Source organism: Dermacoccus sp. UBA1591 (assembly GCF_002322065.1).
GTDB lineage: Bacteria > Actinomycetota > Actinomycetes > Actinomycetales > Dermatophilaceae > Dermacoccus > Dermacoccus nishinomiyaensis.
On the sequence record NZ_DCNR01000022.1, the window covers coordinates 1 to 10,445 of the forward strand.

Consider the following 10,445-nt stretch of genomic DNA (forward strand, 5'->3'; position numbering starts at 1 on the left):
GGTCGGGGCTGCGGGTCTCTGAGCCTGGAGATGGAGCGTGGCGGGGTTGGACGTCGGCGCTGCGTCACCCCTTGTCCCTCACTGGGTGAGCGCCTCGGTGCGCATCACTCGGCTCACACGCCTGCTCAATCTCCGACACGGCCCAACCGTTGCAAGCGGCCGCGAAGAGAATCGCGACGTTCTTCGTTCGCCGGTAGCTCGACGAAACGCTCGCGGTAACGCGCGAGGAGGTCGTCCTCGAGCCGGCGCACGGCACCGGGCTGGTGACGGTAGCCCATCGAACGTGAGATGCGTTCCGAGTCGACGGATTTCAGCTCGTCAGCCAGCATCGGGATCGACGTCACCTCGAGCTCCGTCAACCAGTTCGCGGCCTCGACGTACGCCTCCGGCCGGGCGAAGCCCGATGTTTCGTACCGGCCCGCGAGGAACGACGCGAGCTCGCGGGCGTCGACGCGCAACCCGTCCTCGAACCGGCCCTCACCCTGCTGCGAGAGGCCACTCGACAACGTGTCGCGAATGACGGAGAACTCACGGTCGGCGAGCTCGATGAGCCCCGCCGCCAACGTGAAACGACGATCCAGCTCATGCGCGAACTCCGCCGGCACGTCACCCTTGTACCGCGCGTCGTGCTCGAATTCCGCCCACGCGTGCTGCAGCACTGTGCGCAACTGCACCGACATGCACTGCGCCGCGTCGTACGCCGTCGCCGACGGATCGTTCGAGATCAGCATGTGACGACTCGCGTAGCCGAACCGTCCCTCGCTCGCCGTCTCACGACCCATGTCGCGATCCTCGAGCACCGTGAAGTTCTCCGCGAGCAACTGTGCGACGGGCTCGATGTCGCTGTGCACGTACGTGATGATGCGGACGCCGACCTGATCGGTGATGTCGAGCGCCGGATCGAAATCGGTGTGCCCCAACTCGCTCGCACGTCGAGCGACCTTGTCCGAGAACGATGCCGGCGACTTCGCGCGCCCCGTGATCGACAGATAGTTGATGCCGGCGTCGTCGATGATCGAACGCACCTTGCGCACCATGTCGTCCGTACGCCGCCGCGTGCGGGGATAGCGGGAGGTGTACGTCGCCATCGCGCGTTCCAGAGACCGTCGGCTCATGAAGAGCATCCAAACAGATGCAGCCCGCGCACGTCACCTGCCGGCAGCGCCCCGCGGCCGACAGGACGTCGCACTGCGCCCGACGGCCTGCCCACGTCGCCACTTCCACCACCCTGTTGCCCCGACGCTGGCGCTCCGGGCACGGCTCACGCACAGGCATTGACAGCCACCACGAGGACGCGGCGGGAGCCCACTCGATACGCTGATCGATGAGAATGACGCCGCACGTCGTGCGTCGCGCGAAAGTGAGGCACGTCCGTGGTCAACGATTCCGGTTCGAAGCGACCCCCGTCGAGGGGCGGGTCGCGTCCGTCGAACAGCGGTAGTCCCAAGGCACCCACCTCCCGCGCCGGTGCGCGGGGCGCCCAGGGCGCGAGTCCCGCGGCGCGGCGTCGACGGGGGAGCAAGAAGAAGAGCGCGCACTCGTTACCGTTCCGCATCGTGCGCGCCGCCCTGCTCGCCCTCGCGAGCCTCGTGCTGCTGGCCGTGCTCACGTTCATCGGCCTCTACCTGTTCATCGACATCCCCAAGGCCAACGCCCAGGCGACGCAGGCGGTCTCCGTCGTCTACTACGCCGACGGCAAGACGGAGATGGGCCGCTTCACGACGACGAACCGTGACCCCGTCGAGCTGAACAAGGTGCCGATCGACGTGCAACACGCGTTCATCGCCGCCGAGGACCGCAGCTTCTACTCGAACCGCGGCATCTCCCCGACGGGCATCGCGCGCGCCTTCATCAACGACTTCACCGGTGACGGTGGCAGCCAGGGCGGCTCGACGCTGACGCAGCAGTGGGTGAAGAACTACTTCCTGACGCAGGACAAGACGGTCACCCGCAAGGTGAAGGAGGTCGTCATCAGCCTCAAGGTCGACCAGGAGATGAGCAAGGACGAGATCCTGCAGGCCTACCTCAACAACGTCTACTTCGGGCGCGGGACGTACGGCATCCAGGCTGCGTCGCAGTCGTACTTCCACAAGGACGTCTCCCAGCTGACGACTGTGGAGGGCGCGTTCCTCGCCTCCGTCGTCAACAACCCGGAGAACATGGATCCGAGCGTCGGGCCCAACTCCGAGCAGCGTGCCAACGAGCGCATGGCGTACACGCTCAACGGCATGGTCAAGATGGGGTGGCTGACGGCCGAGGAACGCAACAAGGCCGTCATGCCGAAGTTCTATCCGCGTCAGCCGATCAAGTACGCGGACGGGCCGCAGGGCTACGTCATCGCCTCCGTCCGCGGCGAACTGTCGCGCAAGCTGAAGCTCAGCCAGGAGGACATCGACCGCGGTGGTCTGCGCATCACGACGACGATCGACAAGCGCGCGCAGGACGCGGCCGTCACGGCGGTGGAGAAGCACACGCCTGACACGTTGCTCGGCAAGCTGCACACCGGCCTCGTCGCCGAGCGTGCGAACGACGGCGGCGTCGTCGCGATGTATGGCGGCGCCGACTACGACCCGGTGAAGTCGCCCTACTCGGACGCAGATCAGGCGATGCTGCAGACCGCGTCATCGATGAAGCTGTACACCGCGATCGCTGCGCTGCAGCACGGCAAGTCGGTCGACACCCAGTACAACGGCAACAACTATCTGCCGATCGGTGCCGGCAAGTACGTGCAGAACAACCAGAACGAGTCGTGGGGTTGGCAGCCGATCAGCAACATGCTCGCGTACTCGATCAACACGGCGTTCGTCCGGCTCAACCGGGAGATCGGGCCGGCGAATACGCTCGAGGCGGCGCAGGCCTCGGGCATGCCGAAGACGCTCGGGGGGATGAACGACACGAACATCCTCAACGTCCTCGGCACGGGTGACAGCCGCGTCGTCGACCAGGCGACGGGGTACAACACCCTCAACTCCGGCGGCGTGTTCCATGACCGACACCTCATCTCGACGGTGAAGTCGTTCGACGGCAAGTACTCCTACACCGTCGACACCAAGGGCAAGCGGGTGTACGACAAGGCGATCGCGGACGACCTCACGTGGGCGCTCGGCAAGACGGGTGTCTACGGCACCGCGGCGGGCGCGCAGGACGAGCTCGGGCGCGCCATGGCGTCGAAGACAGGTACGGCCTCGGGCAACAAGTACCTCTGGTTCAACGGCTTCACGCCTGGCCAGATCACGACGAGTGTCGGCATGTACTACAGCACCGACGGCAAGACGGCGCAGCCGATGCAGAATCTGCCGGGTGTGACGGCGAGCGACGTCTACGGCGCGGGTCTGCCGCGCAAGGTGTGGGTCGACTTCATGGATGCCGCCCTCGAGGGGCAGAAGAAGACGCAACTGCCCAAGCGCTCGTACTACAACGAGAACAAGCCCGAGTCGGCGTCCACGTCTGCGTCACCGACCCCGACGAAGACGTACGCCGCGCCCTCCAGCGCCGCGTCGCAGCCCTACCCGGAGCCGACGCAGTCGAACGTCCAGCCCACCCAGCCCGACGCGACGGACGCCCCAGGCCCGGCGTTGTCCGGGTCGACGGCGCCTGACGCGACGCTGCCGGCCTCCTCCAGCGCGGCTGTTTCACGTGAAACGAGCCCGCCGCAGACGGCGGCGTCATCGGCCGCCGCGAGCGGCCGGTCATCCCCGGGAGCCTCGGCGAGTCGCTGACCGGGCACCCCCGCTTAGGCTGACCCCATGACGCACACGGCCACGCCTGCGCACCCGACGACCGCTCCGAGCTCGGGTCGAGCCCCGACGCGCACCGACCCGGTGGCCGCGGAGGCCAGTCACGTCGTCGGTGGGCCGCTGGGGCGTCACGCCGTCGTCGGGCGACGCGGGTGGCGCCCGGCCGCCGCTGTCCTCAGTGCGCTGAGCGCGGTCTTCGTCGCGCTCGGGGTGCTGCAGAAGAACCACTGTGTCTCGACGGGGTGGGCGACGCCCGGATCCTTGTGGCGCGCCTGCTACTCCGACCTGCCCGTCGCCGTCGCCGCGCCCGCCGGATCGTCGCCGTGGTCGAACCCGACGATGCAGGGCCAGCCCCCGCTGACGGCACTCATCACCTGGCTCGTGCGCACGATCGTGCCCGGCGGTTCGCAGCTGCGGCTGCAGCAGGGGATGTTCGCGTGGGGGGCCGCCGTCGTCGCGTTGCTCATCGCCCTCGCCGTGTGCGCGAGTGCCGCGTCGCGACCCGACAGCCCCTGGGTGGCTGCCCACATCGCGTTGTCGCCGGTGCTCATCACGAGTGCGCTCATCTCGTTCGACGCGCTCGGTGTGGCCCTCGTCGCAGCCGGGCTGCTGGCCTGGGAGCGCTCGCGCTTCCCGCTCGCGGGGGTGGCGCTAGCGGGCGCCCTCCTGACGCGTCCGACGCTCGGCGCCGTCCTCGCGGCCGCGCTCGTCGTCGCGCTCGTGCGCGGCCACACGAAGGGCGCCCTCGCGCTCTTCGTCGGGGCGGGCGCGACGTGCGTCGCGATGTTCGCCGTCATCGCCGTGTGGGGCGGCGACCCGTTCACCGCGTTCACCGCCTGGCGCCAGCAGGGCGCCGGGTACGGCTCGCTCTGGTACATCCTCAGCTTCGCGGGCGTGACGTTGTCACCTGCCGTCCTGACGGGCCTCGCCGTGCTCGGGTGGATCGCGGCGATCGCGCTGGGGGCGATTCTCGCTCAGGGTCGTGAGCGGCTGCCGCTCGCGCCCATCGCGCTGCTCATGCTCGTCACGGTGATGCTGACGTCGCGTGCCCTGCCAGTGCAGGCGTGCTTGTGGGTCCTGCCGCTCATCGCGCTCAGCGCGCTGCCGTGGCGCGACCACCTCGTCTGGGCGGGCGCCGAGTTCGTCTACTTCATCACCGTGTGGGGGTTCATCGCGCGCGCCTCGAACATGGCGAAGGCGCTGCCCTCCGGCTGGTATTGCTTCTTCACCCTGGTGCGACTGGTCGGGCTGGTCTACCTGGTCACCGCGGCGATCCGCGCGACGCGTTCGTCGACCGTCGCGTCATCCGAGGACGGCGACGACGGCCGCCGCGCCGGCCTCACGGCTCGGCAGCACGCGAACGCCGCGTCAGCCTGAGTTCATCCACAGAGATTGGTCGCCGGTGACGGCTACGGGTAGTCTTGTGGGGTTCGTGCCGTCTCATCCACAACCTGTGGCTCCGGCGCGTGCTCCCCGACGGCTCGATGGGCCATCGTGGTGCGTGCGACGACGAGAGGGCGCGGCAACGCTGCAACCCTCCTGTCACGGAGAGACCGTGACCGCTTGAGACCAAAGGAGGTGGGTTACCGCATGCGTCATTACGAAATGATGATCATCCTCGACGGTGAGCTCGACGAGCGCACGGTCCAGCCCTCGCTGGAGAAGTTCCTCTCTGTCGTCACGAAGGACGGCGGCACCGTCGACAACGTCGACGTCTGGGGCCGTCGCCGCATGGCTTACGACATCAAGAAGAAGTCCGAAGGCATCTACGTCGTGGTCGACTTCAACGCGACCCCGGCCACCGCTGCAGAGCTTGACCGTCAGCTTGGACTCAACGAGTCCATCCTGCGCACCAAGATCCTGCGCAAGGACGCCTGAGAACTCCCCACATTCAGTAGGAGGAACCACCCATGGCGCAAGGTGACGTCAACATCACGATGGTCGGCAACCTCGTTGCCGACCCCGAGCTGCGCTACACGCCGAACGGCGCTGCCGTGGCGAACTTCCGCATCGCCTCGACCCCGCGCGTCTTCGACCGCCAGTCGAACGAGTGGAAGGACGGCGAGGCGCTCTTCATGTCCTGCTCCATCTGGCGCGAGGCAGCGGAGAACGTCTCGGAGTCGCTCCAGCGCGGCTCGCGCGTCATCGTCACCGGCCGTCTGAAGTCTCGTTCGTACGAGACGAAGGAGGGCGAGAAGCGCACCGTCACCGAGCTCGAGGTCGACGAGGTCGGCCCGTCGCTGCGGTACGCCACGGCGAAGGTCAACAAGACCCAGCGCTCCGGCGGTGGCCAGGGTGGCAACTTCGGAGGTGGCAACGGCGGCGGCAACGTCAGCCAGGGCAACTTCGGGGGCAACTCCGGCGGTGGCAACGGTTTCGGCGGCAACTCGGGTTCTCAGGGCGGCAACTTCGGTGGCAGCCCGACCGACGACCCGTGGGCGACCGGTGGCAACTCGGGTGGCGGCTTCGGCGGCAACTCGGGTGGCAACGCCGGCGGCCAGTCGAACGGCTCGCAGGGCGGCGGCAACGGTGGCTGGTCCACCGGCCCGTCGTACGACGAGCCCCCGTTCTGATCGTTCCTCCTCTTACCGGGCGTCACCACGACGATGACGCCCCACCGGCCCGGCACGCACGTGCCGGCCACTCACACACTCGCTATCCCGAGTCACCACTCGGGCTCTCATAGAAGGAGAGCACCACGATGGCAAAGCCCGTTGTGCGCAAGCCCAAGAAGAAGGCCAACCCGCTGAAGGCGGCGAAGGTCGAGAACATCGACTACAAGGACGCTGCGCTGCTGCGCAAGTTCATCTCCGACCGCGGCAAGATCCGCGCCCGTCGCGTCACCGGTGTCTCCGTCCAGGAGCAGCGCCTCATCGCCAACGCCGTCAAGAACGCGCGTGAGATGGCTCTGCTTCCCTACTCGAGCTCCGCTCGCTGATCGAGGAAAGGAACACCGACATGAAGGTCATCCTGACCCACGAGGTTTCCAAGCTCGGCACGGCCGGCGACGTCGTCGACGTCAAGCCCGGTTTTGCCCGCAACTACCTTCTGCGCAACAACCTCGCCACGGAGTGGACGAAGGGCGGCCAGAAGCAGGTCGACTCGATCACGAAGGCTCGCGAGACGCGTTCCATCAAGACGCTCGAAGAGGCGAAGTCCGTCAAGGGCAACCTCGAGAACGCCAAGGTGACGCTGAAGGCTCGCGCCGGCGAGAACGGCCGCCTCTTCGGCGCCGTCACGACCGGTGAGATCGCCGACGCGATCAAGGAAGCCGGCGCCGGTTCCGTCGACAAGCGCAAGATCGAGATCACGACGCCGATGCGTTCGCTCGGCGAGTACTCGGTGCTCGTGCGTCTGCACCCCGAGGTGCAGGCCACGGTCGACGTCAAGGTCGCCCGCGCCTGATCCTCACCGCTCCGCCCCGGCCTCGTCCGGGGCGGAGCGACGTCGAAGCCCCGCGCCACGGTTCGTCCGTGGGCGGGGCTTCGTCGTGCGTGCGTCAGAGGGCGGTCGCGAGGTGCGCGTGGATGGTCGCGGCGACGCGGTTGGCGACGGACGTGCCGATCGCCATCGTCGGGGTGCGCTGCAGGATGGCGAGCGTGTGGTTGCGGTTGCCGCCGACGTGGCCGATGCTGTTGACGCGCCACAGACCGGCGTAGGGCAGCCAGCCGTTCTTCACCTGACTCGTGCCGATCGAGCCGACGCCCCAACGCTGATCCGCCGCGACCTGGCCCATGAGCGTCAGGATGTAGCCACGGTTGGCGGCGTTGAGCAGCCTGCCGCGCCAGCTGATCTCGTTCATGAGGACGATCTGGTCGTAGGCGGAGGTCGTCGTCAGGCCCCAGGCTCCGGCAGCGCGCGTCGACGTCATGCCGAGGCTGTTCGCGACGGCCTGCACCGCGGGTGCGCCGCCGACGCTGCGCCACAGGTTCGTCGCCGCGTTGTTGTCGCTGACGCGGATCATCGGGGAGGCCTGGCTCTTCTCCCACGCGGTGAGGCCGCGCCCCGCCTTCTGGGCGCGCGAGCAGACGGCCGCGAGGATGAGCACCTTGACGATGCTCGCGCACTCGTTGCGGAACGGCGCGTTGTACTGCCACACCCGCATGCTGCGCCGATCGTGCACGGCGACGGACAACCCGCCGGTCGTGGATGCGTCGATGGCGTGCATCTTGTCGTAGAGCCCCACCGTGGTGGCCGAGGCCTGGGTCGCCCCGAGCGTCGAGACGGCGCCGGTGGCGCCCAGTGCGAGCGCTCCGGTGAGTGCGGTCCGGCGGCTGACGCCGTGACTCGTGAGCAGTCGATCATCGAGGTCGTGCGTCATGGGAACTCCCTGAGAGATGCCTGCGTATGACCTCAAGATAGTGGGTGAGCGCGGCCCATGTGGCATTCGCGGCCCCGCGAGCATCGGGGCCGGCGGGACCGGGGCGTCAGCCGGCGCTCTCGAGGTGCATCCAGGCAGTGCCTCGACGCCGGTGGTCGAGCACGGCCATGCGCGCGAGCAGGTAGAGCGCATACATCACCCAGACCGCGACGAGCGGCGCCGCGTCCCCCCAGCCTGTGACGGCATCCCGCGAGGTGCTCAGGACCCACACGAGCGGCAGGTAGCCCACGAGAAGCGCCAGTTGCGCACGGGCGAGGAACGCGCCGTCCCCGGCACCCATGAGCACACCGTCGTGGACGAACAGCACGCCCGACGGTGCGCTCACGAGGGCGATGACGACGAGGGCGGCGCTCGTCGTGTGCGCGATCGTCGCATCGGAGGTGAACAGCAGGGGCACCCACCACGCCGTAACCAGCGTCGCCACACCGCCGACGAGTCCGCAGCGCCAACCCCATCGAGTGAGCGTCGCGGTCAGTTCGCGGGTGCGTGAGGCGTCACCGCGGCCCAGTGATTCGCCGACGAGCGCTTGCGCCGCGATGGCGACGGCGTCGAGCGCGAACGTCAGGAAGGTGAAGATCGTCGATGCGATCTGGTGCGCCGCGAGGGTACCGGGGCCGAACAACCCGGCGGTGGCCGTCGTGAGGAGCAGGACGGCGCGCAGCGCGATCGTACGCACGAGGATCGGCGCCCCGGCGCGTGCCGCACCCAGGACACGTCCCGGGTGGGGGCGGACGTCGAGATGGCGCACCCGTCGGCCGATCGAGGCGAGCAGGGCGAGCGCCATGAGCCACTGCGCGGCCGTGGTGCCGGCGGCCGAGCCGGCGAGGCCGGTGTGCAGACCGAGGACGAGGATGGCGTTGAGCGCCGCGTTGAGGGCGAATCCGGTGACGGTGACGAGCAGCGGCGTCCGCGTGTCCTGTAGGCCCCTGAGCAGCCCCTGCGCTGCGAGGCAGACCAGCATCGCCGGGATGCCGAGGGCGCTGATCCGCAGGTATGTGACGCCGGCGTCCACGACGTCAGGCGCGCTGGTCATCGCGCGCACCGCGAGTGGCGCTGCGGCGAACGTCGCGGCGGCGAGCGGGATGCTGAGCGCCAACGCGAGCCACACGCCGTCGAGGCCCGCCCCGATCGCTCCGTCCTCGTCGTTCGCGCCCATGCGGCGTGCGACGAGTGCGGTTGTCGCGTAGGCGAGGAAGACGAAGATGCCGGTGAGGCTGAGCAGGACGGCGCTCGCGGCTCCGAGCGCCGCGAGCTGCGTGACGCCGAGGTGGCCGACGATCGACGAATCGGTCATGAGGAACAAAGGCTCGGCCACGAGCGTGAAGAAGGCCGGCACGGCAAGGGCGCGAATCTGGGGCCCCAGGGAGTCGGTTTCCTGCACTTCTCGCGCTGCCCGTCTCATCATATGAGAAAAAATGTCCTCTCGTGCAACCGCGTCGGCGCGCCTGCTCGGCGGAGCCCCCTGGCTCCTGGTATTGGCCCGAAACTACGCGGAACGACGGGAAAAGATCCAGGTGGGCGTCGTGGCCGCTTATCTCGCGCGGCGCGCGTCGAGTCAAGCATTTACCGGGCGTGTCGGCAACTTTCATTTCACACTCAGGAAACGCTCGGGCAGAGTGAAGCCTGCACCTTTGTGAGCGGGGGCTGGCGAGGGTGTGGCAGTGGCGTGCGTCTCCACCCTGGAGACGCGGTGCGCTGGAACGCGAAAACCGTAGAAAGGCTGCTCACTTGAGTACACATGCTCCCCTGCACATGAGGAGACGCGAGCGCACCGTGCGCCCGCAGCTCGCTCTTCGATCCGGCCTCGGAGCCGGGGTGGCGCTCGCCATCCCGGCCACCGGAGCCCTCGTCGCGGCCGCGCCCGCGATGGCCGCACCCGGCACGGGTACGACCACGCCGAGTGCGACCACACCGACCGTCAAGCCCGTCCTGTTCTTCGGCTCCCGTGGGGAAGCGGTGAAGGCGATCCAGGCGCAGCTCCAGGTCAACGCGGACGGCATCTTCGGCCCTGCGACGCTGTCGGCGGTCAAGTCGTTCCAGCGCAGCAACGGGCTGTACGCCGACGGCATCGTCGGCAAGCTGACGTGGGCGAAGCTCGCTGCGGCGACGACGCCGACGACTCCGACAACGCCGACCACTCCGACAACGCCGACCACTCCGACCACGCCGACGACGTGCTCCGCGAACACCACGACGCTGCGCTTCGGTTCGACGCACGCGCTCGTCAAGGTGCTGCAGAGCAAGCTCGGAGTCGAGGTCGACGGCATCTTCGGGCGGGCCACTCGTGCAGGGGTCGTCTCGTTCCAGGCGCAGAACGGTCTGTACGC

10 protein-coding genes are annotated in these 10,445 nt (G+C 68.4%); 7 read left to right on the forward strand and 3 right to left on the reverse strand.

The features are described 5' to 3' along the window. Positions 1–125: 125 nt before the first annotated feature. Positions 126–1,115: a GTP pyrophosphokinase gene (locus B2284_RS02545; RefSeq protein WP_040014517.1), complete on the reverse strand. Its 990-nt coding sequence runs from the start codon at positions 1,113–1,115 to the stop codon at positions 126–128. 441 nt (positions 1,116–1,556) lie between these two features. Between B2284_RS02545 and B2284_RS02550 the strand changes: the two genes are divergently transcribed. From B2284_RS02550 to rplI, 6 genes are all read left to right on the forward strand, one after another. Further along, entirely contained in the window at positions 1,557–3,719 is a 2,163-nt protein-coding gene (locus B2284_RS02550; RefSeq protein ID WP_006944793.1) for a transglycosylase domain-containing protein, read from the forward strand. A 27-nt stretch (positions 3,720–3,746) separates the two neighbouring features. Further along, on the forward strand, positions 3,747–5,114 hold the full coding sequence (locus B2284_RS02555; RefSeq protein WP_006944687.1) for a hypothetical protein: 1,368 nt from the start codon (positions 3,747–3,749) through the stop codon (positions 5,112–5,114). Between the two features lie 213 nt (positions 5,115–5,327). Further along, positions 5,328–5,615: a 30S ribosomal protein S6 gene (gene rpsF, locus B2284_RS02560; protein WP_038569923.1), complete on the forward strand. Its 288-nt coding sequence runs from the start codon at positions 5,328–5,330 to the stop codon at positions 5,613–5,615. Positions 5,616–5,647: 32 nt separating this feature from the next. After that, positions 5,648–6,310, forward strand: coding sequence for a single-stranded DNA-binding protein (locus tag B2284_RS02565; RefSeq protein ID WP_062256943.1), 663 nt, complete (start codon positions 5,648–5,650; stop codon positions 6,308–6,310). A 128-nt stretch (positions 6,311–6,438) separates the two neighbouring features. Further along, a complete protein-coding gene (gene rpsR, locus B2284_RS02570; RefSeq protein WP_006944621.1) occupies positions 6,439–6,675 on the forward strand; it encodes a 30S ribosomal protein S18 in 237 nt (78 codons plus the stop codon). A 20-nt stretch (positions 6,676–6,695) separates the two neighbouring features. Next, positions 6,696–7,142, forward strand: a complete 447-nt coding sequence (gene rplI, locus B2284_RS02575) for a 50S ribosomal protein L9 (RefSeq protein ID WP_006944736.1) — start codon at positions 6,696–6,698, stop codon at positions 7,140–7,142. Between the two features lie 94 nt (positions 7,143–7,236). Here rplI and B2284_RS02580 read toward each other — a convergent pair whose 3' ends face one another. Both B2284_RS02580 and B2284_RS02585 read right to left on the reverse strand, forming a co-directional pair. Continuing rightward, positions 7,237–8,058, reverse strand: a complete 822-nt coding sequence (locus B2284_RS02580) for a serine hydrolase (protein ID WP_160126158.1) — start codon at positions 8,056–8,058, stop codon at positions 7,237–7,239. Positions 8,059–8,164: 106 nt separating this feature from the next. Then, the gene (locus B2284_RS02585; protein WP_338122009.1) at positions 8,165–9,523 is read right to left on the reverse strand and encodes an MATE family efflux transporter; all 1,359 of its coding nucleotides are present in this window, start codon (positions 9,521–9,523) and stop codon (positions 8,165–8,167) included. 323 nt (positions 9,524–9,846) lie between these two features. Here B2284_RS02585 and B2284_RS02590 point away from each other — a divergent pair. Beyond that, positions 9,847–10,445 (forward strand): peptidoglycan-binding domain-containing protein (locus tag B2284_RS02590; RefSeq protein ID WP_286697143.1); only part of this gene is annotated, 599 nt, incomplete at its 3' end.